Source organism: Micromonospora sp. NPDC023814, assembly GCF_040639595.1.
Classification (GTDB): Bacteria; Actinomycetota; Actinomycetes; order Mycobacteriales; family Micromonosporaceae; genus Micromonospora.
Window position 1 is genome coordinate 67,915 of record NZ_JBFAAF010000010.1, and the last position, 26,866, is coordinate 94,780.

At 74.5% G+C, this 26,866-nt stretch carries 25 protein-coding genes and 1 pseudogene; 12 read left to right on the plus strand and 14 right to left on the minus strand.

Features of this window, described 5'->3' with window-relative positions; translation table 11 throughout:
• Positions 1-23: 23 nt before the first annotated feature.
• Positions 24-527, plus strand: a complete 504-nt coding sequence (locus tag AB0G14_RS07745) for a GNAT family N-acetyltransferase (RefSeq protein WP_357694936.1) — start codon at positions 24-26, stop codon at positions 525-527.
• A complete protein-coding gene (gene pseI / locus AB0G14_RS07750; RefSeq protein ID WP_357694820.1) occupies positions 524-1,576 on the plus strand; it encodes a pseudaminic acid synthase in 1,053 nt (350 codons plus the stop codon). The genes AB0G14_RS07745 and pseI overlap by 4 nt, the downstream gene beginning before the upstream one ends.
• Before the next feature lie 125 nt (positions 1,577-1,701).
• Here pseI and AB0G14_RS07755 read toward each other — a convergent pair whose 3' ends face one another.
• The 5 genes from AB0G14_RS07755 to AB0G14_RS07775 all read right to left on the minus strand — a co-directional run bounded on the left by AB0G14_RS07755 (position 1,702) and on the right by AB0G14_RS07775 (position 6,421).
• Positions 1,702-2,925: an acyl-CoA reductase gene (locus AB0G14_RS07755; protein WP_357694822.1), complete on the minus strand. Its 1,224-nt coding sequence runs from the start codon at positions 2,923-2,925 to the stop codon at positions 1,702-1,704.
• Positions 2,922-3,974 carry an acyl-protein synthetase gene (locus AB0G14_RS07760; RefSeq protein ID WP_357694824.1) on the minus strand — a complete coding sequence of 351 codons (1,053 nt, stop codon included), beginning with the start codon at positions 3,972-3,974 and terminating at the stop codon, positions 2,922-2,924. Before AB0G14_RS07760 ends, AB0G14_RS07755 begins: the two co-directional genes overlap by 4 nt.
• Entirely contained in the window at positions 3,968-5,401 is a 1,434-nt protein-coding gene (locus AB0G14_RS07765; protein ID WP_357694938.1) for an AMP-binding protein, read from the minus strand. Before AB0G14_RS07765 ends, AB0G14_RS07760 begins: the two co-directional genes overlap by 7 nt.
• 5 nt (positions 5,402-5,406) lie before the next feature.
• Positions 5,407-6,117, minus strand: a complete 711-nt coding sequence (locus AB0G14_RS07770; RefSeq protein ID WP_357694940.1) for an SDR family oxidoreductase — start codon at positions 6,115-6,117, stop codon at positions 5,407-5,409.
• Positions 6,118-6,178: 61 nt separating this feature from the next.
• The gene (locus tag AB0G14_RS07775) at positions 6,179-6,421 is read right to left on the minus strand and encodes a phosphopantetheine-binding protein (RefSeq protein WP_350685077.1); all 243 of its coding nucleotides are present in this window, start codon (positions 6,419-6,421) and stop codon (positions 6,179-6,181) included.
• A 246-nt stretch (positions 6,422-6,667) separates the two neighbouring features.
• Between AB0G14_RS07775 and pseB the strand changes: the two genes are divergently transcribed.
• The 6 genes from pseB (at position 6,668) to AB0G14_RS07805 (ending at position 13,472) form a co-directional block, all read left to right on the plus strand.
• Entirely contained in the window at positions 6,668-7,651 is a 984-nt protein-coding gene (gene pseB, locus AB0G14_RS07780) for a UDP-N-acetylglucosamine 4,6-dehydratase (inverting) (protein WP_357694826.1), read from the plus strand.
• Positions 7,648-8,805: an aminotransferase class I/II-fold pyridoxal phosphate-dependent enzyme gene (locus AB0G14_RS07785; RefSeq protein WP_357694828.1), complete on the plus strand. Its 1,158-nt coding sequence runs from the start codon at positions 7,648-7,650 to the stop codon at positions 8,803-8,805. The genes pseB and AB0G14_RS07785 overlap by 4 nt, the downstream gene beginning before the upstream one ends.
• Before the next feature lie 9 nt (positions 8,806-8,814).
• Positions 8,815-9,657 carry a hypothetical protein gene (locus AB0G14_RS07790; protein WP_357694830.1) on the plus strand — a complete coding sequence of 281 codons (843 nt, stop codon included), beginning with the start codon at positions 8,815-8,817 and terminating at the stop codon, positions 9,655-9,657.
• Entirely contained in the window at positions 9,647-11,542 is a 1,896-nt protein-coding gene (locus AB0G14_RS07795; protein WP_357694832.1) for a class I SAM-dependent methyltransferase, read from the plus strand. Before AB0G14_RS07790 ends, AB0G14_RS07795 begins: the two co-directional genes overlap by 11 nt.
• A gap of 158 nt (positions 11,543-11,700) precedes the next feature.
• Positions 11,701-12,423 (plus strand): glycosyltransferase family protein, encoded by a 723-nt coding sequence (locus AB0G14_RS07800; protein ID WP_357694942.1) that lies wholly within the window; start codon positions 11,701-11,703, stop codon positions 12,421-12,423.
• Complete coding sequence (locus AB0G14_RS07805) at positions 12,420-13,472, plus strand: spore coat protein (protein WP_357694944.1); 1,053 nt, start codon at positions 12,420-12,422, stop codon at positions 13,470-13,472. Before AB0G14_RS07800 ends, AB0G14_RS07805 begins: the two co-directional genes overlap by 4 nt.
• 31 nt (positions 13,473-13,503) lie before the next feature.
• On the opposite strand, the gene AB0G14_RS07810 is transcribed toward AB0G14_RS07805, so the two are convergent.
• The 8 genes and pseudogenes from AB0G14_RS07810 to AB0G14_RS07845 form a co-directional block, all read right to left on the minus strand.
• Positions 13,504-13,677 (minus strand): hypothetical protein, encoded by a 174-nt coding sequence (locus AB0G14_RS07810; protein WP_357694834.1) that lies wholly within the window; start codon positions 13,675-13,677, stop codon positions 13,504-13,506.
• Positions 13,674-13,892, minus strand: a complete 219-nt coding sequence (locus AB0G14_RS07815; protein ID WP_357694836.1) for a hypothetical protein — start codon at positions 13,890-13,892, stop codon at positions 13,674-13,676. Before AB0G14_RS07815 ends, AB0G14_RS07810 begins: the two co-directional genes overlap by 4 nt.
• Positions 13,889-14,065, minus strand: a pseudogene (locus AB0G14_RS07820) (hypothetical protein); the annotation flags it as partial. The pseudogene AB0G14_RS07820 and the gene AB0G14_RS07815, both read right to left, overlap by 4 nt.
• Complete coding sequence (locus AB0G14_RS07825; RefSeq protein WP_357694948.1) at positions 14,062-14,238, minus strand: hypothetical protein; 177 nt, start codon at positions 14,236-14,238, stop codon at positions 14,062-14,064. The pseudogene AB0G14_RS07820 and the gene AB0G14_RS07825, both read right to left, overlap by 4 nt.
• 184 nt (positions 14,239-14,422) lie before the next feature.
• Complete coding sequence (locus tag AB0G14_RS07830) at positions 14,423-15,574, minus strand: helix-turn-helix transcriptional regulator (RefSeq protein ID WP_357694838.1); 1,152 nt, start codon at positions 15,572-15,574, stop codon at positions 14,423-14,425.
• 229 nt (positions 15,575-15,803) lie between these two features.
• Positions 15,804-16,370: an NUDIX hydrolase gene (locus AB0G14_RS07835; protein WP_357694840.1), complete on the minus strand. Its 567-nt coding sequence runs from the start codon at positions 16,368-16,370 to the stop codon at positions 15,804-15,806.
• A 114-nt stretch (positions 16,371-16,484) separates the two neighbouring features.
• Complete coding sequence (locus AB0G14_RS07840) at positions 16,485-17,000, minus strand: HAD domain-containing protein (RefSeq protein ID WP_357694842.1); 516 nt, start codon at positions 16,998-17,000, stop codon at positions 16,485-16,487.
• Positions 17,001-17,063: 63 nt separating this feature from the next.
• Positions 17,064-19,025: a hypothetical protein gene (locus AB0G14_RS07845; RefSeq protein WP_357694844.1), complete on the minus strand. Its 1,962-nt coding sequence runs from the start codon at positions 19,023-19,025 to the stop codon at positions 17,064-17,066.
• A gap of 166 nt (positions 19,026-19,191) precedes the next feature.
• On the opposite strand from AB0G14_RS07845, the gene AB0G14_RS07850 reads away from it, so the two are divergent.
• The 4 genes from AB0G14_RS07850 to AB0G14_RS07865 all read left to right on the plus strand — a co-directional run bounded on the left by AB0G14_RS07850 (position 19,192) and on the right by AB0G14_RS07865 (position 24,225).
• Positions 19,192-19,827, plus strand: coding sequence for an alpha-ketoglutarate-dependent dioxygenase AlkB (locus AB0G14_RS07850; RefSeq protein WP_357694846.1), 636 nt, complete (start codon positions 19,192-19,194; stop codon positions 19,825-19,827).
• Positions 19,828-19,921: 94 nt separating this feature from the next.
• The gene (locus tag AB0G14_RS07855) at positions 19,922-21,511 is read left to right on the plus strand and encodes a glycosyltransferase family 39 protein (RefSeq protein ID WP_357694848.1); all 1,590 of its coding nucleotides are present in this window, start codon (positions 19,922-19,924) and stop codon (positions 21,509-21,511) included.
• Positions 21,453-22,676 (plus strand): glycosyltransferase family 2 protein, encoded by a 1,224-nt coding sequence (locus AB0G14_RS07860; RefSeq protein WP_357694850.1) that lies wholly within the window; start codon positions 21,453-21,455, stop codon positions 22,674-22,676. Before AB0G14_RS07855 ends, AB0G14_RS07860 begins: the two co-directional genes overlap by 59 nt.
• A gap of 202 nt (positions 22,677-22,878) precedes the next feature.
• Positions 22,879-24,225, plus strand: a complete 1,347-nt coding sequence (locus tag AB0G14_RS07865; RefSeq protein WP_357694852.1) for a solute carrier family 23 protein — start codon at positions 22,879-22,881, stop codon at positions 24,223-24,225.
• A 150-nt stretch (positions 24,226-24,375) separates the two neighbouring features.
• Here AB0G14_RS07865 and AB0G14_RS07870 read toward each other — a convergent pair whose 3' ends face one another.
• Positions 24,376-26,865: a DNA topoisomerase IV subunit A gene (locus AB0G14_RS07870; RefSeq protein WP_357694854.1), complete on the minus strand. Its 2,490-nt coding sequence runs from the start codon at positions 26,863-26,865 to the stop codon at positions 24,376-24,378.
• Between the last annotated feature and the right edge of the window lies 1 nt (position 26,866).

Genomic DNA, 26,866 nt, shown 5'->3' on the forward strand with positions numbered 1-26,866 from the left:
GGCTTCCGACGACCGAGCCTCCGGTGGCCGGGCCGCTGCGGCCGGCAGACGGCGGCGACCTGCACCGGATGCTGCTCTGGCGCAACCACCCGCAGGTGCGCGCGGTGAGCCTGACCAGCCACGAGATCGGCCTGGTCGAGCACACCGCCTGGTGGGCGAGGGTCCGGGTCGACCCGGACCGGCGGGTGCTGGTGCACCTGCACGACGAGGTGCCGTCCGGCATCGTCACGTTCTCCGGGGTCACCGCCCCGGAGCGGGCTCTCACCTGGGGCTTCTACCTGGACATCGACGGCCTGGACGCCCGTGGGCAACTGCTGCCGGCGTGGCTGTCGCTGGAGCGGGCCGCCATCGCGTACGCCTTCGACACCCTCGGGGCGGAGACGCTGGGCGGCGAGACGCTGGCCGCCAACAAGCCGGTGCTGGCCCTGCACCGGCGCTTCGGATTTCGCGAGGTCCGGCGCTACGAGCGGGACATCGACGGCACGCCGCACCAGGTGGTGTGGACGGAGAAGAGCAGAGGAACATGACGGCGACAGTCAAGATCGGCCCGTACGCGGTCGGCCCCGGCGAGCGGCCCCTCGTGGTCGCGGAGATGTCCGGCAACCACAACGGCAGCCTGGACCGGGCGCTCGCCATCGTCGACGCGGTGGCGGCCAGCGGGGCGCACGCGCTCAAGCTCCAGACGTACCGGCCGGACACCATCACCATCGACGTGGACGCCCCCGCGTTCCGCCTCTCCGACGGGCACGACCTGTGGGGCGGCGAGCGCCTCTGGCAGCTCTTCGAGCGTGCCCACACCCCGTACGAGTGGCACGCGCCGATCTTCGAACGGGCCCGCCGGCACGGTCTGACGGTGTTCTCCTCGCCGTTCGACGCGACGGCGGTGGAACTGCTGGAGGAGCTGGACGCGCCCGCGTACAAGATCGCGTCGTCGGAGCTGGTGGACCTGCCGCTGATCCGGCTCGTCGCGGCCACCGGCAAGCCGCTGGTCATCTCTACCGGGATGGCCACCGTCGGCGAGATCGACGCGGCCGTCCGCGCCGCCCGGGAGGGCGGCGCCGGCGGCATCGTGCTGCTCGCCTGCACGGCGTCCTACCCGGCGCCCCCGCAGGACAGCAACCTGCGCCGGCTGCCCGTGCTGGCCGACACGTTCGGCCTGCCGGTGGGCCTGTCCGACCACACGCCGGGCATCGGCGTCCCGGTCGCCTCGGTGGCGTTCGGCGCCTGCCTGATCGAGAAGCACGTGACGCTGCGCCGCGCCGACGGGGGCGTCGACTCGGACTTCTCGCTGGAGCCGGCGGAGCTGACCGCCCTCACCGTCGAGTCGGAGCGGGCGTGGGCGGCGCTGGGCGGCACCGCGATCGGGCCCACCCCGACCGAGCGGGAGGGGCTGCGGTTCCGCCGGTCCCTCTGGGTGGTCGAGGACGTCCGGGCCGGCGACCCGGTCACCGCGGCGGTCGTGCGCTCGATCCGGCCGGCCGGCGGACTCCCCCCGGCCGACCTCGACCGGGTGCTCGGCCGCGCCTTCAGCCGGGACGTGCCGAAGGGGACGCCGCTGAGCTGGGACCTCGTCTGAGGCCACCCGCACCGCGAAGGGGGCCCGGTCCGCGCGCGCGGACCGGGCCCCCTTCCTCGTGCGACCGCCCGGACAGGCGCCGGCTTCCTCGTGCGACCGCCCGGGCGGGGCACCGGGGTACGGAGTCAGTCGGCGACCGTGACCAGCCGGACAAACTCGCGGAGCAGGTCGTGGCCGTCCCAGACCGGCGCGAAGGTCAGCGCCGCGCCGAACGGCACGATCCGGTCGATGCCCCGGCCGCCGAGCTGCCGGGCGAAGTCGACCAGCTCGGACCGGGTGAACCCGAAGTGGGTCAGCGTCTGGTCCCGCCGGCGCACGAACGGCGCCAGCTCCGCCAGCTCTCCCAGGGTGACGAAGCCGAACGTCCCCGCGCCGAGCCACTCCCGGGGCGCCGCCGCCGGCCCGTCCAGCTCCAGCGTGGCGACGAGGTTGTCGTGGAACACCATCCGGGCCACTCCCCCGTCGGCGGCCAGCCCGTACGCGCCGACCCGCTTCTCGACGGCCATCGCCGCGTCCACGTCCCAGCCCCGCTCCCGCACGGCCTCGCCGAGCAGGGCCACGAACTCGGCCCGGACGGCGTCGGCGCGCCGCTCGTCGCCGACCAGGAACACCGCCCGGGGCGACGCGCAGGCCGCCTGGTCGAACCAGTAGGCGTCGTTGGCGAACCGCGCCACGGCGTCCCGCCGGTCGGCGAGCGGGGCGGCCTCCCAGCCGGCCACCGAGAGTACCGCGAACGACGAGCGGTCGGGGAAGGTGAGGTCCCGCGCCGCGGGGGCCAGCGGGTGCCGACGCACGGCGGTCACCGCCCGGTCGCCGCCCCAGATGACCCGGACGTCGCAGCCGGCGCTGAGCCGGCCGGTCACCGCGTCGTCGTGGCCGTACGTGACCATGCGCTGGGTACGGCCCACGACCGGGTCGGCGGCGGCCAGGCTGTCGTTGAGCACGTCCAGGATCGTGTCGGCCGCCGCCGCCGAGCGGGGCGACACCCGGACGACGTTGGTGTTGCCGGCCAGCGCGGACAGCGCCCAGGAGTAGACGAAGATGGTGTCCACGTTGGCGGGCGGGATGTGGAACACCACGCCCCGGGGGAAGGCGAGCACCCCGTCGTCGAGCCCGGCGTGCAGCCGCTCCACGCCACGCAGCAACTCCCGGCGGCGCAGGAAGAACCCGAGCGAGCCCAGCTCCGGATGGCGGCGGGCCAGCGCCGGGGCCAGCAGCCGCCGGGAGACCGAGGTCAGGAAGTCCACGATCCGCTCGTCGCCGACGGTCAGCGGCGGGTCGGCGGCCGGGGGCAGCAGGTCGTCGACCGGCACCTCGGGCCCGGCGGGGAAGCGCATCCGTACCGTCATGCCTGACCTCCGACGTAGGTGTCGCTGCAACCCCGGGCCTCGGCGCGCGGCAGCCGGCCCAGCACGCTGAACCGCTTGCCCGGCCAGTGCCCGTCGTCGACGCCGTGCACCACCCCGAGGTCCTCGGTGAGCAGCACGTTGCCCGGGTAGGAGGTGGGCAGGGTGCTGAGCACCTCGATCACACCGGGCGTGCCGATCGGCGCCTCCCGCCAGGTGACCGGGTCGCGGACGATGACGTCGGCGAAGTCCGGGCAGTAGAGGGAGCCGCCGTCGGGCCCCTCCAGGAAGACCGTGCCGATCTGCTCGACCATCCCGTAGAAGTTGTGGATCCGCTCCAGACCGGTGTCCGCGCCGAGCCGGCGGCGGAACTCGGCGTTGTCCACCGCCTGGTCGGCGAGCTTCTTCCAGCCGCCGGAGTGCACCAGGATCCCGTTCGACAGGTCGAGTCCGTGGTCGCGGGCCACCTCGTAGAGGTAGCGCCAGACCATGAAGGTGAAGCCGAAGACCAGGAACGGCGCGTCCCCGTGCCGGGCCAGGAAGTCCTTGAGCGCCGCGACGTCCGGCCGGTCGTCGGCGTCGAGCAGCCACAGGTGGTCGCGGCCGAAGTTGACCATGCCGAGCGCCCCGGCGCCGCGCGCCGAGTAGGAGCGCCGGTCGCCGACCACGCCGGCCCGGTCCACCACCACCATCGGCAGCCGGCGCGGGCCGAGCACGGCGCCCAGCGTGCGGGCCAGCATCCGGGACTGGGTGGCCGCCGCCTCCCGGTCCAGGTGGATCCGGCTGACCTCGCCGGTGGTGCCGCTGGAGGTGAGCACCCGGATCACCTCGTCGTCCGGCACGCTGGCCAGCTTGCGGGTCTTGAACAGCCGCACCGGCAGCCAGGGCAGGTCGGCCAGCGTCTCGACGTCGCCGTCCGCGCCGCCGAGGGCGTCCAGGATCCGCGCGTACGGCGGGCAGTGGCGGCGGTGGTGGGCCAGCAGCCCGACCAGTTCGTCGCGGAGCCGGTGTTCCTTCTCGGGCTGGGTGAGCGTGAACACCTCGGTCAGCACTGTGCCTCCAGCGCGCGGTAGTCGGGCTTGCCCGTCGGGGTCAGTGGGAGGGCGTCCACGCCACGCACCTGGACGCCGGACGAGTGGGTGCCCAGCGCCTCCGCCACCTCGGCGCGGATCCGGGCGAGCCGGTCGGCGTCGGCGCCCTCGGCCACCACCACCAGCCGGTCCGCGCCCGCGATCGCGGCGACCGGCCCGTGGTGGCCGAGGGACCGTTCCACGTCGTCGAGGTTGACCCGGACTCCGAACACCTTGGCGATCCGCTTGATCCGGCCGGTGACGTGCAGGAACCCGTCGGCGTCGAGCCGGCCCAGGTCGCCGGTGGCGAGCACGCCGCCCAGCTCGTCGGGGCGGGCCAGGTCGGCCGCCGTCTCGGCGTAGCCCATCATCACGTTGGGCCCCCGGTAGACGATCTCGCCGGTCCGGTCGGGCGCGGTCGTCTCCGTGCCGTCGTCGGCGCGGACCGACAGCGCCCCGCCGGGCACGGGCAGCCCCACCGAGCCGAGCTTCTCCGGCAGCCGGTCGGCCGGCAGCACCGTCATCCGGGCGGTCGCCTCGGTCTGCCCGTACATGACGAAGAGGCGGCCGGCCACCTCGGCCATCCGGCCGTGGAAGTCCGCCACCAGCTCCGGGTGCAGCCGACCGCCGGCCTGGGTGAGCGTCCGCAGCCGTTCGTGCCGGGCGGGCGCGAAGCGCAGCCGGCGCAGCATCTCGTACTGGTAGGGCACGGCGGCCAGGGAGGTGACCCGGTGCCGGTCGACGGCGGTCCAGAACTCGCGGGAGGTGAGACCGGAGCGCTCCAGCAGCACGGTGGCGCCGGCGTGCAGGTGGCTGGTGAGCACCGACAGCCCGTACGTGTAGTGCAGCGGCAGGGTGGTGGGGGCCACCTCGTCGCCGTCGATGCCGAGCGCGGTGGCGATGGCCGCCGCGTTGGCCCGCACCGCCGCGCCGGAGAGCCGCACGAGCTTCGGGTTGCCGGTCGAGCCGGAGGTGGTCAGCAGCAGCGCCAGGTCGGGGTGGGGCGCGGGTCCGGCGGGGCCGGTGCGCCGCCAGGCCGGGCCGAGGCCGACCGGGCCCGGCTCGTAGCCGTCGACCGGCTCCGGGCCGGTGAGCAGCACGGCGGGGCGGAACCGGTCGACCAGCTCGCGCAGCGTGCCCGGCGCGACCTGCGGGTCGAGCAGCGCGACCGCGCGGCCGGCCTGCCAGGCCGCGAGGATCCGCAGCACCGCGTCGATCTCGGCGGGGGCGGCGGCGAACACCACGCCCGGTGGTTCCCGGTCGAGCAGCGCGGCGAGGTCGGCGACCCGGGCGGCGAGTTCGACGCCCCCGACCTGCCGGCCGGTCACCGCGTCCACCAGCCGGGCGTCGGGGTGCGGCAGACCGGCCGCGTCGGGGTACGGCAGGCCGACGGCGTCGGGGTACGGCAGACCGGTCACAGGGTCAGCCCGCCGTCCACGCCGAGCACCTGGCCGGTGACGAAGGCGGCGGCCGGGGAGAGCAGGAACGCGACCACCTCGGCCACCTCCTCCGGCTCGCCGAGCCGGCGCAGCGGCGTGGCGTCCACGCGGGCCCGCCGGCCCGGCTCGTCGAGGTCGGCCAGCAGGTCGGTGCGGATGAAGCCCGGCGCGACCGCGTTCACCCGGATACCGGCCGGACCGAGCTCCTTCGCGGCGGCCCGGGTGAGCCCCTCGACGGCGGCCTTGCTGGCCGCGTAGACGGCCTGGCCGGCCGCTCCGGCCGAACCGACCAGCGAGGCGGTGAGCACCACCGCCGGCCGGTCGCCCCGGCGCAGCAGGCGCGACCCCTGTTGCAGCGTGTGCGCGGCACCGGCCGCGTTGACCGCGAACAGCCGGGTCACCGTCTCGTCCGGCACCGAGCCCAGCAGCCCCGCCTCGTGCACCCCGGCGTTGACGACCAGCGCGTCCAGCCCCCGCCACCGCGCGAAGACGGTACGCATCGCCGCCCGGACCTGGTCGGGCTCCGCCACGTCGCCGTGCACCGCGAGGTGCGGTCCGCCGGGCAGTTCGGCGGCCACCTCGTCGGCGGAGCCGGGCAGCCGGCCGTGCACCGCGACCGCGCAGCCCTGCGCGGCGAGCCGCCGGGCGACGGCACGGCCGATGCCCCGGGTCGACCCGGTGACCAGGACCCGACGGGCGGGCGCGTCCCGGCCGGCGCCCGGCCGGGACGCGGCGGCCGTGCCGGTGTCAGTCGGTGAGGACGACACCGTGCTTCTCCAGGATCTGCCGCGCGCGGTCGAAGGAACTGAGGTCGATCACTTCGTCGGTGTCCAGCATGACGCCGAACTCGTCCTCGATGGCGGCCACCAACGACATGTGCGCGAGCGAATCCCACTTCTCGATTCCGCGATATTCGAGACTGTCCACAACGGCGTCGTCGGAAAGCTCCAACGCCGCACGGAAGACGACCCTCAGTCGCTGAAGTTCCACCGCGATTTCCTCCGTAACTGGTCCGCACGCCTCAACGTGCGGGCCGAGTGTAGCCGAGGCCGAAGGCCCCTCAACCTGGCCCTGAACTGGCGAAAAGTGTTTGCCTGCAAGGTGTTCCGCATTCACTCCAGGCGCGGCGACCGTTCACCGAAGGGCGTCGAGGTGTTAACCCGCCGGGTCTAGCGTCTCGATCCGGTCGACCGGGCAAGGTCGCCGCGGAAACAACCACGACCACGGGAGCACCAATTGAGCGAGTTGAATGGGTCTTCCATTCTGATCACCGGCGGAACCGGTTCCTTCGGGAAGACGTTCCTCCGGCACGTCCTCACCGAGGCAGACCCGGCCCGGGTGGTGGTGTTCTCCCGCGACGAACTCAAGCAGTACGAGCTGCGCCAGCAGCTCGGCGACGACCCGCGGCTGCGCTGGTTCATCGGTGACGTCCGGGACCGGCACCGGCTGACCCGCGCGATGCACGGGGTGGACCACGTGGTGCACGCCGCCGCGCTCAAGCAGGTGGACACCGCCGAGTACAACCCGTCAGAGTTCATCGCCACCAACATCACCGGCTCCCAACACGTCGTGGACGCGGCGATCGAGGCCGGCGTGCAGAAGGTCATCGCCCTCTCCACCGACAAGGCGTCCAGCCCGATCAACCTGTACGGCGCGACGAAGCTGGTCGGCGACAAGCTGTTCGTCTCGGCCAACCACTACGCCGCGCAGCACCCGACCCGGTTCGCGGTCGTCCGCTACGGCAACGTGGTCGGCAGCCGGGGCTCGGTCGTCCCGCTGTTCCGCCGGCTGGCCGCCGAGGGCAAGAGCCTGCCGGTCACCGACAAGCGGATGACCCGGTTCTGGATCACCCTCGACCAGGCGGTCCAGTTCGTCATGGACTCGTTCGACCAGATGCAGGGCGGCGAGCTGTTCGTCCCGCGGATCCCCAGCATGCGCATCCTCGACCTGGTCGAGGCGGTCGCCCCGGAGGCCACCACGCACGAGGTCGGCATCCGCCCCGGCGAGAAGCTGCACGAGGAGATGATCGCGCCGGACGACAGCCGCCGGACCCTGCGCGCGAAGGACCGCTACATCGTGCAGCCGACCATCGCCACCTGGGGCTACCAGCCGCCCGTCGGCTGCGAGCCGGTGCCGGACGGGTTCGCGTACCAGTCGGACAGCAACGACGAGTGGCTCAGCGTGGAGCACCTGCGCGACATGCTCGGCATCGCCGCATGACGGGGCTGCTCCCGTACGGCCGGCAGTCGGTGACCGAGGACGACGTCGCGGCCGTGGTCGCCGCCCTGCGCAGCGACTGGCTCACCACCGGCCCGCAGGTCGACGGGTTCGAGGCCGACCTGGCGGCGTGGACCGGCGGCGCCGGCTGCGCGGCGGTCTCCAACGGCACCGCGGCGCTGCACGTGGCGTACGCGGCGGCCGGGGTCGGCCCCGGCGACGAGGTGGTCGTGCCGCCCATGACGTTCGTGGCGACCGCCAGCAGCGCGGTCGTCCTCGGCGCGAAGGTCGTCTTCGCCGACGTCGAGGACGAGACGTTCACCCTCGACCCGGCGGCGGTCGCCGCGGCGACGACCAGCCGGACCCGGGTGGTGTCCGCGGTCGACTACGCCGGCCACCCGGCCGACTACGACGCGCTGCGCGCCGCGACGGCCGGCACGGACGCGCTGCTGCTCGCCGACGCCGCGCACTCGATCGGCGCCACCTACCGGGGGCGGCCGGTCGGCTCGCTGGCGGACCTGACCACGTTCTCGTTCTTCCCGACGAAGAACCTCACCACCGCCGAGGGCGGCGCGGTCGCCGCCACCGACCGGCACCTGCTGAAGCGGGCGCGCCGGTTCCGCAACATCGGCCTGGTCCGGGAGCGCGACGAGCAGCGCTGGCCGGACGAGGGCGGCTGGCACCAGGAGGTGCACGAGTTCGGGCTGAACTACCGGCTGCCCGACGTGCTCTGCGCGCTGGGCCGCAGCCAGTTGCGCCGGCTCGGCGACTTCCTGGCCCGCCGGGCCCGCCTGGTCGCCCGCTACGACGAGGCGCTGGCCGACCTGCCCGGCGTGCTGACCCCGGGCCGGCGGTCCTGGGCCGCCCCGGCGTGGCACCTCTACCCGATCCGGGTGCTCGACGGGCGCCGCCGCGAGGTGTACGACCGGATGCGCGCCGCCGGCATCGGGGTGCAGGTCAACTACATCCCCGTGCACTGGCACCCGGCCTTCGCCGACCTGGGCTACCGGCGCGGGTCCTGCCCGGTGGCCGAGTCGTTCTACGAGCAGCAGCTGTCCCTGCCGCTGTTCCCGGACCTCACCGAGGCCGACCAGGACCGCGTCATCGACGCCCTCGGCACGGCGCTGCGCGCCGCCACGGCGCGTTCCGCCGCCTGAGGGGACCCGATGCACCACGCGAACCACTTCTACGGCCACGCCCACGTGCTGGCCCGCTACGTCGGGCTGGGCGACGGCCATCCGCCCCGGATCAACGGGTACGTCCAGCACGGCTGGAACATCGGCGACGGCCTCGCCCCCGGCCACCCGTACGCCGAGCGGACCCCGAGCCTGCTGTGGTCGGAGCAGACCCGGCGGCGGGCCTGGTCGGTGGGGCGGCGCAACGTGACCGTCATCGGGGCGCCCTTCGCGTACCTGCTGGCCGTGCGGCCGGAGGACCCGCCGGAGTCGGAGCGGGAGGGCACCATCTGGTACCCGTTCCACGGCTGGGAGGGTCAGCACGTGCGGGGCGACCACCGGGAGCTGATCGCCCGCATCCGGGACACCGAGCCCGGCCCGGTCACCGTCTGCCTCTACTGGCACGAGTACGGCATGCGCCGCGTGCGCCGGCTCTACGAGAACGCCGGCTTCCGGGTGATCTGCCACGGCTACCGCGGCCACTGGTGGAAGGACACCGACCCGCTCTTCCTCGACAAGCAGCTCACCGAGCTGCGCCGGCACCGGCGGGTGGCGTCGAACCGGCTGACCAGCGCCATCTTCTACGGCATCGCCGCCGGCTGCGAGCCGGCCGTGTACGGCGACCCGATGGTGCTCGCGGACGAGGACCCCACCTTCGGCGGGACCGCCCGGATCCGCCGTCAGTGGCCGGAGCTGCACGGCGAGCAGGTGGACCTGCCCACCGCCGTCTCGATCGCCCGCGCCGAGCTGGGCACCGACCACCGCTGCACGCCGGCCGAGCTGCGCGAGCTGCTCGGGTGGGCGAACCTCCAGGAGGAGAAGAGTGACGACTGAGACGGCGCCGCGGATCGCGCTGCCGGGCGGGGAGATGCTGGCCTGGTCCGACCTGCCGGCGGAGCGCCTGGCCGAGGGCGGGCCGCTGGCGGCGCTGGCCGCCCGCGTGGTGCCCGACGGCGCGCGGGTGCTGCTGGCCGGGCCGCACGACCCCGCGCTGCTCGACCGGCTGGCCCACGCCGAGGTGACCTGCCTGCTGCGCAGCCACCCCGACGGGGTCGCCCTCGCCGAGCGCGCCACGCAGGTCGTGGTGGCCGGCCCGGCCGGGCTGCCGGCGGGCGAGCGGTTCGACGTGGTGATCGCCGGCGCCGGCCTGGACGCGGTCGAGTCGGTGGAGGGGACGCGGCTCGGCTGGGCCGGCGTGCTCGACCGGCTGACGGCGGCGCTGCGCCCCGGCGGCGTGCTGCTGCTACGCCTGGACAACCCGCTCGGCCTGCACCGGCTCGTCGCCACCTCTCCCTGGTACGCCGGGCGTGACGACTCCGCCTGGGTGGTCGGCGGGGTGCTCGACGCGGACCGCCCGGCCAACCTGGAGCAGTTGCGCGGGCGGCTGGGCGCCCGGGGGCTGCGCGCGGACGCCTGCTTCGCCGCGTACCCGCACCCGGCGACGCCGACCGCGCTGGTCGACACGGGCGCCCTGGCTCGGCGGACCACGTCCGGGTTCCTCGACGCGGCGCTGCACGGGGCGTGCTCCCGCACCGTCGCCCGGGGCACGGTGCTCCAGGACCCGGCCCGGCTCGCGGTCGACGCGCTGCACACCGGCCGGGCAGGCGAGCTGGCGCCGGCCTGGCTGGTGCTCGCCCACAAGTCCGACGCCCCGGCCGCGGACCGGGCGACCACGAACCCCGCCGGCGCGGACCTGGCCGCCGCAGGCCCGGCCGGCGCGGACCCGGCCGGCGCGGGCCCGGCCGCTCGGGGGCGCGCCGACCTGCCCGTGGCGCTGGTGCAGACCGGACCGCCCGGGGCCGGCGTGGTCGAGGTGGTCGACGGCCCGGACGGCTGGCGGTGGCGGGCCGCCAAGGCGGAGACCCGGGGCGGGCCGGCGACGGCGCCGTTCGCCAGCCGGCTGGCCGCGTACCGGGACCCGGGAGCGCTCACCGGGCCGGTGCCGGACGGGCGCCTGCTGCGCACCCTGCTGCTGGACGGCTGCCTGCGGCGGGACACGGACGCGCTGCGCCGGCTCCTGCGCGGGTACGCGCGCTGGCTCGCCGGGCAGGTCGACGCCGACGGCCGGCTCGCCGGCCCGTTCGGGCTGGCCAGCGTGGACAACGTCGTCGTGGCCGGGGACGCCTACGCGGTGCTCGACCCGAGCTGGCGGGCCGCCGAACCGCTCGCCGTGGACGTGGTGCTCGCCCGGAGCCTGTGGCGCTTCGCCGCCGAGCTGCTCACCGGCGGGTACGCCCACCCGTGGACGTCCACGCTGGACGTGGCGGGCCTGACCGTGGTGCTCGGCGGCGTCGCCGGCCACGACCTGGACCGGCCGACCGTCGCCGCGGCCGTGGAGGCCGAGGCGGCCATCGCCGCCGCCCTGCACGGGCTGGACGCCGACGGGCGCGTCGCCCTCGCCACCGAGCTGCGGGCCGTCGAGCCGACCGACCCACCGATCGGCAGTCGCAGCTACCAGCAGTTGCGGGAGGCGTGGCTGCGCCAGCGCGAGGAGCTGACCCGGCTGGCCGCGCTGCTCAAGTGGACCGAGGAACTGCTCACCTCGCGGGAGCGGGCGTTGCGCCGCGCCGACGCGACGATCCACCTGCTCAGCGGCTCGCTCAGCTACCGGGTGGGCCGGTTGGCCATCGCCCCGGCGCGGATCGCGAAGCGGGGCGCCCGGGCGGCCAAGCGCCGGGCCCGGCAGGCCCTCGCCCCGAAGCCTGAGGAGAATCAGTGACCGACGCACCGGCCGCCGGCATCCCGGCGGCGCCCGAGCCCACCGGCACCGCCTCCCCGTCGACGGCGGGCGAGACCGGCACCGGGCACCGGCTGGCACCCGAACCGGCAGGAGCCCTCCAGCCACCCGAGGCGGCCGCGACCGTCTCCGGCCCGCGGATCGTGGGCGTCGTGCAGGCCCGGATGGGCTCGTCCCGGCTGCCCGGCAAGGTGCTCCGGCCGCTCGCCGGGCGCAGCGTCCTCGGTCGGGTGGTGCGGGCCGCGCGGGAGAGCGCCGTCCTCGCCGACCTGGTGGTCGCCACCAGCACCGAGCCCGCCGACGACGCCGTGGTGGCCGAGTGCGACCGGCTGGGCGTGGCGTGGCACCGGGGGCCCGTCGACGACGTGCTCACCCGCTTCGTCGGCGCGTTGGACGCCCACCCCGGCGACGCGGTGATGCGCTTCACCGCCGACTGCCCGCTGCTCGACCCCGAGATCATCGCGCTGGTCGCGGCGGTCTGGCGCGCGGTGCCCGGGCTCGACTACGCCAGCACGTCCATCGCCCGCACCCTCCCCCGGGGCCTGGACGTCGAGGTCGTCCGGGCGGACACGCTGCGGACGCTGGACCGGCTCGCCACCGATCACCACCGGGTGCACGTGACCTCGTACGCGTACTCTCGCCCGGAGCTGTTCCGGGTGCTCGGGGTGACGCTCACCCCGGACCGGTCGGACCTGCGGCTCACGCTCGACACCGAGGCCGACTGGACCCTGGTGCGGGCGGTGACCGACCATTTCGGGGACGTCAGCGTGCCGCTGGCCAAGCTCGCCGACTGGCTCGACGGGCAACCGGCGCTGCGCGCCGTCAACGCCGGCGTACGACAGAAGCGGCTGGAGGAGTCCTGAGCACCGTACGCGTCGGACTGCGCTGCGACGCCGGGCCGCGGCGCGGCGTCGGGCACCTGGTCCGCTGTCTCGCCCTCGGCGAGGAGTTCCTCGCCCGGGGGGCCTCGGTCGAGATGTTCGGCACCGTCGAGCGGGTCGGCTGGGCGGGCGCGCAACTGGCCGCCCGCGGCATCCCGCTGCACCCCGGCCCGGAGACCCCGCAGGAGCTGGTGGCGACCGCGCGCCGGCACGCGCTGGACGTCATGGTGCTCGACTCCTACGAACTGGACCCGGCCGGCGCGGGCGCGTTGCGCGCGGCGGGCGTGCTGACCCTGGCCGTCGTCGACGGCGACACCCGGGGGCAGGACGCCGACCTCTACCTGGACCAGAACTTCGGCGCGGCGACCGTCGCGCCGGCCGGGCGGCTGCTCGCCGGCACCGCGTACGCCCTGCTGCGGGACTCGGTGGTGGCCGCCCGTCCGGCGGTGCCCCGGCCCGCGACGGCGGTGGGCCGGCCCCGGGTGCTGGCGTTCTTCGGCGGCACCGACGCGGTCGGCGCGGCCCCGGTGCTGACCCGGGTGCTGCTCGCCACCGGGCACCCGATGGACCTCACCGTCGTGGTCGGCCGCCCCGAGGTCGAGGCGGAACTGGCGGCGGTGCCGCCGGGGCGGGGGCAGTCGCTGCGCCCGGTGCCGCCCACCGACGAGCTGCCCGCGCTGATCGGCGCGGCGGACCTGGTGGTCAGCGCGGCCGGCACGTCGACGTGGGAGCTGTGCTGCCTCGGCTCGCCGTCCGCGCTGGTCTGCGTGGTGGACAACCAGCGGGAGTCGTACCAGCGGGTGGTCGCGCACGGTCTCGTCGCCGGCCTCGGCGAGCTGCCGGAACTGGCCGCCGCCGGGGTGCCGGGGCGGGCGGCGCGGGCCGCCGCCGCCCGGACCCTCACCGGGCTGCTCGCCTCCCCGGAACGCCGCGCCGCACTCTCCGCCCGCGCCTGGTCCACCGTGGACGGCCTGGGCCGCGGCCGGGTGGTCGACGCGGTGCTCGCCGCCCGCGCCGCGACGCCGGCCTGATCCCGGAGGGGAGCCGCCGGCACTGCTGGGGTCAGACGAGGCGTTGGATGCGCACCTTCGGCCTCTCGTTCCTCAGGTGGCCTTGCTTATGTTGGCGGACCTGCTCGTTCCAGACCTCCTGGTCGTAGTCCGGGTCCGGCGGGATCCACCGGTGGGAGCCGTCGCTGTAGTGGAACTTCTCGTCGCCGGCCCGCAGGATGCTCACCGGGTCCAGCCGAGGAAGCGTCGGTGCAGGGTGCCGGCCGGAGCCCAGGTCAGATCCTCGGCGGCGCGGACGAACTGCGCCCCCATGTACAGCGCCAGTGACATCGGCGCGTCCGCGAACTCCGCCCGCAACTCCTGTCTGCGGGTCCGGCAGGGCCAGGGAGCCCCGCACCCGCCGCAGCTCCAGATCGACAGCATCGGGCCGTGGGTGGTCACGCTTCAACCTCCAGGAAGCGGGCCATGATCGCCCGGGCCTGCCGGCTGGTCGCCCAGTCCATCTGCCAGCACGGGTACGGCACCAGCCGCGACCACCACACCCGGCAACCGATGCACATTCCGTCGAGTCCACGGACGTGAGCCGCGAAGATCACTCGTTCGTCGTCGTTCACCTGGCTTCCCCTGCCGACCAGTCGCCGTTGTTCCGCAGCCGCTTCGCCTGGTCGAGCAACCGCCGCTGCGCGGCCGCCTGTTCGGCGGCCTGGTGGCGCTGGCCGGACGACGGCGGGGGCGAGTCAGACCGCCGCAGCAGCCACCGCACGATGCCACGCAGCTCGGACCGCATGACCACAGGCTCCGCCTTCCTCTCGTCAGGGAGGGTGGCGACGGCAGCGCAGACGTCGGGCGTCGCGCCAGGGTTGACAGCGCAGCCACCCGGCGGACACGACCGACAAAGCGTGCTTCCTGCTGCCGCGTCCTGATCGGGACGCTATGGACGGCACGGTGCGTGATGGAACACCTACGCACCACTATGGGCCGGAGACCCCCATGCGCTCGCACAGGCCCCGCAGCTCACTGGAGACGAGCCCTCGGCGCAGCAGCCCGCGCGCGATCTCCCGCGCCGCCGTCGATGACCGAGCGTGCTGCGGGCCAACCCGTTCGGCGGCCAGCAACATCCGCACCGCGTCTCGCTCCCGGCCGGCCGCCACCACCGCACGGGACATGTCCAGCCAGAAGTACACCTGACGCACCGCCGGCAGCTCGGCCACGACCACTCCGGCGGCTGTCCGCAACGCCTCCTGCGGGCGCCCCGTGTCGAGCTGGTACGCCATCCGCCACAACGCCACGTTGCGCGGCCCCCATGCCAGATCCCAGCTCGTCGTCTCGCCGGTGTGCGCGGCGATCCGGGCCGCCTCGGCGAGGTGATCCTCTGCCGCGGTCTGGTCCTTCATGCCAGCCAGGTGATGCGCGCGGGCCAGGTGCAGGAACCCGATCACGTCCAACGCCGTGGCCGCGCCACTGCCATTCAGGTCCGCCCCGGCTCGGTCGCAGAACGCCCGGGCCGGACCGTACGCGCCGGTGTATGCCGACACCCGGGCGCGGTTCGCCGCCGCCACCCCCACCGCAACCGGATCGTCGAGCAGGGCCGCCGCCTCGGCACACCGCTCGGCAGCCAACCAGGCGTGGGCCGCATAGCCGATGTTCAGCAACGAACCCATCGCCACGCCGTAGACCGGCACCATCAACCGGTACGCCGCCCGCTGGTCGGTCACGCCGTGCAGGGCGGGCAGCAAGTCCACCAGCCGACGCAGGGCTCCGGCGTAGTCACACCGGCCGTACAGATCGCGCACCAGCGCCGACTCCCGGGCCACCTGCTCCACAGTGGCGGCCCCGACGACCGGCGGCGCGGCGAACGGGTGGGCCATCATCATCCGCCACACCCGCTCGGCGTCGATACGCGCGCCATCAAGCTGCCGATCGGCAGGCGTGTACGACTGCCCCGTCAGGTCGAACACCGAGCACTCCAGGGCAGCCGCCAGGTCGACCACCATGTACCGATCCGTGCGCTGGACACCACGCTCGATACGCGACCACGTCGTGTGCGAGACGCCCGCGCGACTCGCGGCGTACCGGATGCTCCAGCCGCGCAACTCACGGCGGGCCCGGATGCGGTCGCCCACGGACGGATCAGCGGGTATGGCTCGGCGAGGCACAGCCATCTCCTCGGACAGCGGTCACTGCGGCGGGCAGCCGAGCACGGCAACCGGCAACCGCGCCGCCACCGACGGTACCCCTGACCGATGGCGCTTCACAGACCACCACCAGCCCGGCTGGCAGGCTGGATCGAGAAGGGCAGTCTCCTGGAAAGCGAAACACCCCGTCGACGTGGCCCTCGGCCAACGCCGCTGACTACAGCTCGCGCCGGGCCTTGCGCGCGACCAGCTCCAACACCGCGATCACCGTGCCGGCGCCCACGATCTCACCCCGGGACACCAGATCCCGCGCCTCCTCCAGCGGAATCCACGCCACCCGCTCGGCCTCGTTGACATCCACCGGAGCGCCGATGTGCTCCGCCTCGCGGGCAAGGAACAGCAGGTTCTCCGCGTCCGCAGTAGCCACCCACGGCTGGAACGACAGCAAAGGTTCCACGGCAACCGGACGCCAACCGGTCTCCTCCTCGACCTCCCGGACCGCGCACGCCGCTGGCTGCTCCTCGTCATCGACGTAGCCACCCGGCAGCTCCCACACCCACCGGTCGAACACGAACCGATGCCGCCGCATCAGCAACAGGCGCTCCTGCTCATCGAGCACGGCGACCATCGCCGACCGGGGCGCGCGGATCACGTACTGCTCGAACCTGACACCGTCCGGCAGTTCCACCTCAGCGATGCTCAACCGCGCCCGCCGGCTGCCGTCCACGACCCGCTCGCCATGAATCGTCCACCTGGTCAACTCGGTAACCTGCTCCTCCGCCACCCGACCAGTATCCGGTTCTGTGCAGGTTGTCCGGCCGTCGTCCGTCCGGGTCCCGACCCCGGGGCATTGACCGCACCCGTCCGACGTCGGTCTTCTCGTCCGGGCCAGTTGCTGTCAGCCCTGCTGTCGTCGCCTCAGGGAATCAGTCGGACTCGGCAAACCCTGCGACCAGGCGAGCAGCCGGCGGACCACAGCCAGGCTCAGCCCCTCGGCAGGATCGATATCGACAAGGAGAGTGGGTGCCGCACGGGCTTCGGCCCAGGCCCGCGCCTCCGTCGTCAGCGCGTCGTCAATCCAGGCCACCGGACGTGAGCCGACGTACGCGGCCACGGCGGGCACCTTCTCGCGCGGTTCGAACGGGCCCGGCGGAAGACCGATGACCGGCAGTTGCGGAAGACGCAGTACCGGCGCGAGAAGCCGGTTCGCCTCCGCGCCCCACCCGGTGGCCCACACCATCTCGAACCGTTCGCCCAGCTCTCGGAGCCAATCCGCGTGAGCTGGGCACAGCCGTACCGGAGCCTCCCCCGGAAAGAACTGGAACTCCTGGTAGCTGACCGGGCACTGGTCTCCCGCGAACGGATTCAGGACACCGTCCACGTCCAGCAGAAGCAACGGGAGGTCGCGCGCCACGGCCCTCAGGATACGGAGTCGGGCGTACCGGTCAGCCTCAACCGGTGCGGAAGGGCGACGCCGTCAGGGCAGCAGGTCGAGGGTGACCCGGGAGCGTAGTTCTGGGCGCTCGGCGAGGAGCCGCTCGACGACGGCCGCGGCCTCCGGGCCGGTGGCGAGGAAGCGGATCGGCCGCCGTTCCTGCTCGACCAGGGCCGCCGAGCGGGCCGGCTCCGACAGGGGCAGGTTGTAGAACGCGGGCGCGGAGGCGCCGTGGGTGCCTTGGAGGGTGGCGAGGAAGAGCGTCTCCAGGTAGCCCTCCCGCCGGTGCTCGCTGACCACGACGGTGACCTCCCCGGCGCGGACCGGCGCGTGGGCCAGCGCGCGCACGGTCACGTCGGCCTGCCTCGGCCGGTCCAGCAGGCCCGACCACCAGGCCGCCGCCCAGGTGGTGGTGCGGGCGCCGAACGGCTGGGCGAAGATCCCGCCGCCGCGCGCCAGGCCGGCCGCCCCGGCCGTCGCCGCCACCAGCGACAGCGCGACGAGCGCCCGGGCGACCGGGCCGGACCGGCCCGGGTGCCGCCGCGCGCGCCACGGGACCGGCCGCAGCAGGAACACCGCGCCCACCCCGACGAACAGGACCACCAGCAGCAGGTGCAGGGTCTTGCCGTAGTAGTAGCGCGGGTCGGTGCCCTGCGAGGTGAACCAGAGGTGGAAGCCGGCGGCGAAGGCCAGCGCCGCGGCCAGGGCGCCCGCGTACCGGCGCCACACCGGCAGCCGCAGGCCGCCGGCGAGCAGCCCTGCGGCGACCACGCCGGTCAGCGCCAGGTAGGCGTCGTAGCGCGGGAAGACGCCGCCGCCGGTGGCGGCGTTGTCGACCTGGTCGGTGAAGAGCAGGCCCGCCACGCTCGGCAGCGGCGTGAGCACGGCCGTGGCCAGGGCCACCGCGCCGGCCAGCCAGGGCCGCCGGCGCACCGCCCGCCGGTGCCGGACCAGCCAGGCCAGCACCAGCGCCCCGACCACCGGCAGGAACATCAGGTACGCGAATCCGACCCCGACGCAGAGCGCCCCGAGCAGGCAGAGCTGGGTGCCGGTGCGGGCCACCGGGCGGCACACCAGCGCGACCAGGATCGCGGTCAGCGCCAGGCCGAGGCTCTCCCCCGGGTAGCCGTACACCACGAAGCGGGCCAGCTCCGAGCCCAGGGCGAGCGCGGTGACCGCGCCGGCCAGGGCGGCGGCGCGCAGCGGGTCGAGCAGCCGGCCGGCGATCCGCGCGGCGGCCCAGAGCACCGCGAGCACCAGCAGGGCGTACGCGGCCAGCGACCAGCCGAGGTAGTGGTCCAGGGTGCTCGTCGCCGAGCCGGGCTCGGTCGAGGAACGCAGGAAGCCGTCCAGCAGCGCGGCCGTCACGTGGAAGCCCTGTGGGTACCAGACCATCGCCTCGGGCGCGATCCGGGCCGCGCCGTCCGGGTCGCTGAACAGGTAGCCGCCGACCGCCCGGATGCCCTCCACGGCGGCCAGGTGCCGGCTGTTGTCCTCGCCCGTCATCGCGTACGCGAGCCGGCCGGCCAGGCCGTCGGCGCGCAGGTAGGGCCAGGCCAGGGCCAGGGTCGCCAGCGCCGCCGCGACGACCGGCGCCACGTCGGCCGACGCCGGGCGGGGCAGGCGCGGCCGGACCCCGGTGACCAGGGCGAGGCCGAGCAGCGCGGTCAGCGCCGTGCCCGCCACCGGGACCGGGTGCAGGCCCCACGGCCAGACCGAGAAGAGCAGGGCGGCGGCGCAGAGCGCCCCGAGCAGCAGCGCCGTCGCCAGCACCAGCCGGTCCAGCAGGGTGCGCCCGACCCGCAGCAGCGCGGCCGTCAGCACGAGCACGAGCGGCGGGAGCACGGCGGCCACGCCCAGCGCGTACGCCAGCACCGGGACGACCCAGGCGGCGGCGAGCCAACCGACGACGGCCGCGGGTCGGCGGGCCGGGCGGACCGGGGTCGCCTGCGGCGGGGCCGCCGGGCGCGGCGCCACCGGCACGCGGGTGGAACTGCTCTGCACTGGTCGTCTCCTCGGCGCGCGGCCCGCCCGGGCCTGGACGGAGCCGCCTCACGGTAGGGGCGGCCCGCCGACGCCGGGCGACGCCGACGTGTGCGCCAGGTGACGGACGGGCGACGAGATCCCCCGCGTCGTACACCTGTGCCAATCAGGCCGGTACGCTGGGCGGATGACCGGGGCCGCCTACCAGCCGTCGATGCTGGACCTGACCGACGCGGGGCCGTCGCTGGGGCCGCTGGCCGGTCGGCTGCGCCGGCACCCGCTCACCCGGGGCGCGTGGGTCGACCACCTTCCCGGCTGGGTCACCGGCTCCGACCAGGTCTTCGACACGCTGCTGCGGGACGTGCCGTGGCGGGCCGAGCGCCGCACGATGTACGACGCCGAGGTCGACGTGCCGCGGCTGCTGTGCTGGTATTCCGGCCACCGGCCGCTGCCGCACCCGCTGCTCACGCAGGCGCGCGCCGCGCTCACCCGGCACTACGCGCCCGAGCTGGGCGAGCCCTTCGTCACCGCCGGCATGTGCCTCTACCGCTCCGGCCGGGACAGCGTCGCCTGGCACGGCGACACCCAGGGCCGCTCCGCGCACACCGACACGATGGTCGCCATCGTCTCGTTCGGCTCGCCGCGCACGCTGCTGCTGCGGCCCCGGGGCGGCGGCGACAGCCTGCGCTTCCCGCTCGGGCACGGCGACCTCGTGGTGATGGGCGGCTCCTGCCAGCGCACCTGGGAGCACGCGGTGCCGAAGACCGCCCGCCCCGTCGGGCCCCGGGTCAGCGTCCAGTTTCGACCCGCCGGCGTCGCCTGAGCCGCCCTCGGGTCCGGGTCGGTGCACCCACCGTCACCGGTCACCGTGCTAGCTTGACCATTCAATCACTCTCCGCTGTCTCCTGGAGCTTTCCGTGCTCGTTGGACGCCCGGCCGCACGGCGGGCCGGCGCTCGTTCCCTCCCCGCCCTGCTGCGTCGCCACGTCGGGCTCGTCGTCGTGCTCGCCGCCGGCCTCGCGCTGAGGATCACGACGATGGCGGCGTACCCGCCCGCGCTGTGGTTCCAGGGCGACTCCGGCACGTACCTCCGGCTCTCCGCACAGTGGCCGGACATGCCGGCCCGGTGGACGTACCCGTGGCTGCTCAAGGCCTTCGAGTGGACCGGCACGGTCGCCTCCGTGGTGGCCCTGCAGCACCTCGCCGGGCTCGCCCTGGGCGTCGCGTCCTACCTGCTGCTGCGCCGCCTGGGCGTCGGCCCGTGGCCGGCCACGCTCGCCGCGACGCCGATCCTGCTCGACGCCACCCAGCTCACGCTGGAGCAGTACCTGCTCACCGAGACGCTGTTCACCACCACGCTGGCCGTCGCGGCGCTGCTGCTGGTCCGCCGGGAACGGCCCGGGACGCTCGCCGCCCTGGGCGCGGGCGTCGCCGTCGCGCTGGGCATGGCGACCCGACCCACCGGCGTGGTCGCCCTCGGCGCCCTGCTGCTGTTCCTCCTCGTGCCGTGGCGCGGCTGGCGGGCGCCCGCCGCGTACCTGCTCGGCATCGTCGTGTTCTTCGGTGCCGCCTTCGCCGGCATCGGCACCGTGAAGGGCGCGCTGGGGCTGGAGGGCGGGAAGTTCCTCTACGGACGGACCGCGCAGATCGCCGACTGCGACCGGCTGGAGCTGCGGCCGGGGCTGCGCAAGCTCTGCCCGACGCAGCCGCTGGACCAGCGCCCCGCCCGGCCCGACTGGTTCATCTGGAACCGGGACAGCCCCATCCGCGACGCCGAACGCCCCGAGGACCTCGACGAGTTCGCCCGGGAGGTGCTCCGCCAGCAGCCCGGCGACTACCTGGCCGCCGTGGCGTCGGACACCGCACGCTACTTCTGGCCGACCCCCCTCGCGCCGACCGAGTCGTGCCTGGCCAACTGGTGGCGGCCGCAGCCCGCGCCGACCGACTGGGCGGCCGACCGCGACTGCGTGCCGCGCACCGCCAGCCCCGGCTACGAGTGGAAACCGGCGCCGTCGCGGGACGTCGAGCCGAACGCGGCCAGCCGCTTCCTGCACGGCTACGGCCGGTACGGCGTCACCCCGCCGCCGGTCCTGGCCGCCATGGTGCTGATCGCGCTGGTCGGGGCGGTGTGGCCGCGCCGGGGCCGGCTGCGGCTGAGCCTGATCGCCCTGCTGTACGCCGGCATCGGCCTCGGGATCATGGTCTTCTCGGTGGCCACGTCGATGTTCGACCACCGCTACGGCCTGCCGGCCCTGGCGTTCCTCCCGATCGCCGCCGCCCTCGGCTGGCAGCGGCTGCGCTCGACATCCCATCCGACGGATCGGCCCGCGCCGGCCGACGGCGAGCCGGTCAGGCGCCCGCCGGCCGACGACGATCCGGGCGGGCTCATCTCGGCTGACGGCGAGCCGGACAGGCTCGCGCCCACCACGGCAGAAAGCAACGGGGAGCATGACGAACGAACCGGAGATCGAGGTCACGGTGCTGCTGCCGTGCCTCAACGAGGCTGAGACGCTGGAGGTCTGCGTCCGCAAGGCGCTGCGCTCGCTGCGGGAGTGCGGGGTCGTCGGGGAGGTGCTGGTCTCCGACAACGGGTCCACCGACGGGTCGCAGGAGATCGCCGAGCGGGCCGGCGCCCGGGTGGTGCACGCCCCGATCCGCGGCTACGGCGGCGCCCTGCTCAACGGCATCGACCAGGCGCGCGGCCGGTACGTCATCATGGCCGACGCCGACGACTCGTACGCGCTGGCCGACCTCGGCCCGTTCGTCGAGGCGCTGCGCGCCGGGCACGACGTGGTGATGGGCAACCGGTTCCGGGGCGGCATCGCACCGGGCGCCATGCCGCCCCTGCACCGCTACCTGGGCAACCCGGTCCTGAGCTGGCTCGGCCGGCGGCTGTTCGGGCTGCGCGAGGTGCGGGACTTCCACTGTGGCATGCGCGGCTTCAACGCCGAGCGGATCCGCGCGCTCGGGCTGTGCATGCCGGGCATGGAGTTCGCCTCCGAGCTGGTGGTGCGCGCCGCGCTGGCCGGGTACGACATCGTCGAGGTGCCGACCACCCTGTCGCCGGACGGCCGGTCCCGCCCGCCGCACCTGCGGACCTGGCGGGACGGCTGGCGGCACCTGCGGTTCCTGCTGGTGTTCGCGCCGCGCAAGACCCTCGTCCGGCCGGGCGCCGCGCTGACCGCGCTCGGGCTGGCCGGCGTGGGGGCGCTCACCCCGGGCCCGCTGACCCTCGGCCCCGTCCGGCTCGACGTCAGCACGCTCGTGTACGCCTGCCTGATGGTGCTCGTCGGGATGCAGCTCGTGCTCTTCGGTGGCCTCGCCGAGATCTACGGCCGGCAGGAGAGGCTCGTCCCGCAGCGCGCGTCCGACCGCTGGATCCGTCTGCTGCGGCTGGAGACCAGCGTCACCGTCGGCCTGCTGCTGCTCGTCGCCGGCGTCGCCGGCACCGTCGGGGCGGTCGCCTACTGGGGGCTGGACGGGTTCGGCGACCTGAACCCGCACGACACGCTGCGGGTGGTGCTCCCGTCGGCCACCGCGATCGCGCTCGGCGTGGTCGTGCTCTTCTCCGGCCTGGTGGGCAGCCTGCTCACGCTGCGCCCCACGCATCCGGCACCGACGATCGTCCGCCAGTCCGGCCCCGACCACGACCGGGTCCTCACCGGCAGCTGACTCCCGTCCCGGTCCCCGCCCGCCGATCTTGCACCTCCTGTCCGGACAAAACGCCATCGGCCGCATGACAGGGACATCAGGTGCGGGACCGATCGTGCCTGGTGGCCGGGGTGGCGGGTGGGGCGGGGCGGCGCTCTGCTAGAAACGACTCCTGGGTTTCGTCAGCGCCCCCGTCACCTCTTGACGACGCGAAGGGCCACCCATGACAGAAGCTTCCACCGAGCCGCGCTCCCGCTGGTCCGCCTGGACGGTCCACGGCGACGGCCGGTCCGTCCGCCCCGGCGACGTGGTCCACCCCGGCGAACGGCTGTCCTGGCCGCGCACGCTCGGCGTCGGCGTGCAGCACGTCGTGGCCATGTTCGGCGCCACCTTCACGGTGCCGCTGATCACCGGTTTCCCGCCGGCCACCACCCTCTTCTTCTCCGGGATCGGCACGCTGCTGTTCCTGCTGATCACCGGCAACCGGCTGCCCTCGTACCTCGGCTCGTCGTTCGCCTTCATCGCGCCGGTGCTGGCCGCGAAGGCCGGCGGGGACATCGGCCCGGCGCTGGGCGGCATCGTCGTGGCCGGCGTCGCGCTGGCCGGCGTCGGGCTGGTCGTGCAACTCGCCGGGTCGCGCTGGATCGACGCGCTGATGCCGCCGGTCGTCACCGGGGCGATCGTCGCGCTGATCGGCCTGAACCTCGCCCCGGTCGCGTGGGACGGCGGCGGCAGCGGCACCGGGGTGAAGGCGCAGCCGCTGATCGCGGTGGTGACCCTGGCCGCGATCCTGCTCGCCACGGTCGCCTTCCGGGGCTTCCTGGCCCGGCTGTCCATCCTGCTGGGCGTGCTGGTCGGCTGGCTGCTCGCCGCCGCGCTCGGCGACCTGGACCCGAAGGCGGTCGACGGGCTGCGGGACGCCGCCTGGGTCGGCCTGCCGCAGTTCCACGCGCCGAGCTTCAGCCTGCGCGCGGTGGTGCTGGTGATCCCGGTGATCCTGGTGCTGATCGCCGAGAACGCCGGGCACGTCAAGGCCGTCGCCGCGATGACCGGCCGCAACCTGGACCGGGACATGGGCCGGGCGTTCCTGGGCGACGGGCTGGCCACCGTCCTCGCCGGCTCCGGCGGCGGCTCCGGCACCACCACGTACGCGGAGAACATCGGCGTGATGGCCGCGACCCGGGTCTACTCCACCGCCGCGTACTGGGTGGCCGGCGTGGCGGCGGTGTTGCTGGGGCTCAGCCCGAAGTTCGGCGCGCTGATCCTCACCGTGCCGGCCGGCGTGCTCGGCGGCGCCACCACCGCCCTCTACGGCCTCATCGCGATCCTCGGCGCCCGGATCTGGATCGAGAACCGGGTGGACTTCCACGACCCGGTGAACCTGATGACGGCGGCCGTCGCGGTGATCGTCGGCGCGGCGAACTACACCCTCACCGCCGGCGACCTCTCCTTCAACGGCATCGCCCTGGGCACCGCCGCCGCCCTGGTCGTCTACCACGGCATGCGCCTGGTGGCCCGCCTGCGCGGCACCACCTCCGCCCCCCGCCAGACCCCCGAACCCGAACTCTGACCCCGGGCCGGAGCCCGTTGATCATGAGGTTGTTGTCCTCGGCACCGGCGGTCGCGCAACAACTTCATGATCAACGCGGGGAGTAGTCGGGTGGGGGGACGGGCGAGGGGGCGGCTGCGTCAGCAGCGGCCCCCTCGCCCGTCCGGGGGGTCAGTCGCGTTCGACCTGATGGCCGACGACGGTCGGGCCGAGCATGACGGCGAAGCCGGAGCCGTCGCGGCGCGGGTCCGCCGCCGGCAGTTCCACCGGCTCGCCGGTGGCGGTCGCGCCCACCGGGCGCGACCCGACCCAGGCGACCACCACGTCGGTCTCGCCCTTGAGGAAGCGATGGGCGCGCACCCCGCCGGTCGCCCGCCCCTTCGCCGGGTACGCCTGGAACGGCGTCACCTTCACCGTGGCTCCCGTGGAGGTGACCACCATCGGCTCGCCGTGACCCAGGTCGTCGGTGCGGACCGCGCCGAAGAACACCACCCGGGCACCGGCCGGCAGGTTGATGCCCGCCATGCCGCCGCCCTTGAGGCCCTGCGGACGCACCAGCCCGGCGGAGAAGCGCAGCAGCGACGCCTCCGAGGTGACGAAGGTGAGCGTCTCCGCCCCGTCGGTCAGCCAGGTCGCCCCGACCACCTCGTCGCCCTCGCGCAGGCCGATCACCTCGAACTCGTCGGAGCGGACGGGCCACTCCGGCGCGCAGACCTTGACCACGCCCTGCCGGGTGCCCAGCGCCAGCCCCGGGGAGCCCTCGGCCGTCGGCCCCAGCGGCGCCAGCCCGACCACCGTCTCCCCCGGCTCCAGCGGCACCAGCTCGGCGGCGGCCATCCCGCCGCGCAGCGACACCGTCCCGGCCTGCTCGGGCAGCACCGGCAGCGGCAGCACGTCGACCTTGAACGCGCGGCCGGCGCTGGTCACCAGCAGCACCCGACCCCGGGCGGTGGAGTGGACGATGGCGCGTACTGCGTCGTGCTTGACGCGGCCGTGCCGCCGGCGCCCCTCGGACGCCTCCTCCGACTCCGCCGCCGTCCGGGCGACCAGCCCGGTCGCGGACAGGATCACCTGGCACGGGTCGTCGGCGACCTCCAGCGGGCCGGCCGGCGCGGACGCGGCCAGCACCTCCTTGAGGTCGCCGTCGACCAGGGTGGTGCGGCGCGGGGCGCCGAACTGCTTCACCACCGCCGCCAGCTCGTCCGAGACGACCTTCTTCAGCACCTTCGGGTCGTCGAGGATCGTGGAGAGCTGGGCGATCTCCGTGCGGAGCTTCTCCTGCTCGGCCTCCAGCTCGATCCGGTCGTACTTGGTCAGCCGGCGCAGCGGAGTGTCCAGGATGTAGGTGGCCTGGATCTCGGAGAGCCTGAACTTCTGCATCAGGCCGTCCTTGGCGGCCTGGGCGTCCTCGCTGGCCCGGATCAGCTTGACCACCTTGTCGATGTCGAGCAGGGCGATCAGCAGACCGTCGACCAGGTGCAGCCGCTCCTCGCGCTTGCGGCGGCGGTAGGAGCTGCGCCGGGTCACCACCTCGTAGCGGTGGGCCAGGAACACCTCCAGCAGCGCCTTCAGCCCGAGGGTCTGCGGCTGCCCGTCGACCAGCACCAGGTTGTTGACGCCGAACGACTGCTCCAGCGGGGTGAGCCGGTAGAGGTCGGCGAGCAGGGCCTGCGGGTTGACCCCGACCTTGCACTCGATGACCAGGCGGGTGCCACTCTCCCGGTCGGTGAGGTCCTTGACGTCGGCGATGCCGGTGAGCCGCTTGGTCTTGTTGACCTCGTTGGTGATCGCGGCGATGACCTTCTCCGCGCCTACGCCGTACGGCAGCTCGACGACCGTGATCGCCTGCCGGCCCCGGCTGCCCTCCAGCGGGCCGATCTCCACCTTCCCCCGCATCCGGACCACGCCGCGCCCGGTCTCGTACGCACGGCGCACCTCGTCGAGCCCGAGCAGCAGGCCACCGGTGGGCAGATCGGGCCCGGGGACGAACTCCATGAGCTTGTCCAGCGTGGCGTCCGGGTGGTTGATCAGCCAGCGGGCGGCGGAGACCACCTCGCCGAGGTTGTGCGGGATCATGTTCGTCGCCATGCCGACCGCGATCCCCGACGCGCCGTTGACCAGCAGGTTGGGGAAGGCCGCCGGCAGCACGGTGGGCTGGGTCAGCGAGCCGTCGTAGTTGGGCTCCACGTCGACCGTGTCCTCGCCCAGCTCGCCGACGAGCAGCATGGCCTCCCGCGACATCCGGGCCTCGGTGTAGCGCGCCGCCGCCGGCCCGTCGTCCGGGCTGCCGAAGTTGCCGTGCCCGTCGATGAGCGGAGCGTTGAGCGAGAAGTCCTGGGCGAGCCGGACCATCGCGTCGTAGATCGCGGTGTCGCCGTGCGGGTGGTACTTGCCCATCACGTCGCCGACGATGCGGGCGGACTTCACGTGCCCCCGGTCGGGGCGGTGCCCCTGCTCGTACATCGACCAGAGGATGCGCCGGTGCACCGGCTTGAGGCCGTCGCGGGCGTCGGGCAGCGCCCGCGAGTGGATCACCGAGAAGGCGTACTCCAGGTAGGAGTCGGAGACCTCCGTGACCAGCGGGTTGTCGAAGACCCGCGCGCCGGCCTGGTCGAAGGCGGACAGGTCCACCTTGGCGCGGTCGTCCTTGCGGCGTGCCATC